2 protein-coding genes are annotated in these 625 nt (G+C 53.9%); both read left to right on the top strand.

Annotation, left to right across the window (positions count from 1 at the left end; genetic code table 11):
• Positions 1-148 (top strand): aminotransferase class I/II-fold pyridoxal phosphate-dependent enzyme (locus E0L35_RS25395; RefSeq protein ID WP_138801724.1); only part of this gene is annotated, 148 nt, incomplete at its 5' end.
• A 167-nt stretch (positions 149-315) separates the two neighbouring features.
• On the top strand, positions 316-625 hold a 310-nt coding region (locus E0L35_RS25390; RefSeq protein ID WP_024214061.1), incomplete at its 3' end, for a class II aldolase/adducin family protein.

Genomic DNA, 625 nt, shown 5'->3' with positions numbered 1-625 from the left:
CTCCTTCAGTGGCCTGACAAAAGAACAAGTGCTGCGTCTGCGCGAAGAGTTTGGCGTATATGCGGTTGCTTCTGGTCGCGTAAATGTGGCCGGGATGACACCAGATAACATGGCTCCGCTGTGCGAAGCGATTGTGGCAGTGCTGTAAGCATTAAAAACAATGAAGCCCGCTGAAAAGCGGGCTGAGACTGATGACAAACGCAACATTGCCTGATGCGCTACGCTTATCAGGCCTACGCGTCCCCTGCAATATTTTGAATTTGCACGATTTTGTAGGCCGGATAAGCAAAGCGCATCCGGCACGAAGGAGTCAACATGTTAGAAGATCTCAAACGCCAGGTATTAGAAGCCAACCTGGCGCTGCCAAAACACAACCTGGTCACGCTCACATGGGGCAACGTCAGCGCCGTTGATCGCGAGCGCGGCGTCTTTGTGATCAAACCTTCCGGCGTCGATTACAGCGTCATGACCGCTGACGATATGGTCGTGGTTAGCATCGAAACCGGTGAAGTGGTTGAAGGTACGAAAAAGCCCTCCTCCGACACGCCAACTCACCGGCTGCTCTATCAGGCATTCCCCTCCATTGGCGGCATTGTGCATACGCACTCGCGCCACGCCACCATCT

The sequence above is a fragment of the Halomonas sp. ATBC28 genome, from assembly GCF_005937175.1.
Lineage (GTDB): Bacteria > Pseudomonadota > Gammaproteobacteria > Pseudomonadales > Halomonadaceae > Vreelandella > Vreelandella titanicae.
Note: the sequence above shows the minus strand (reverse complement) of the source record. Positions and strands in the feature narration are given on the sequence as shown.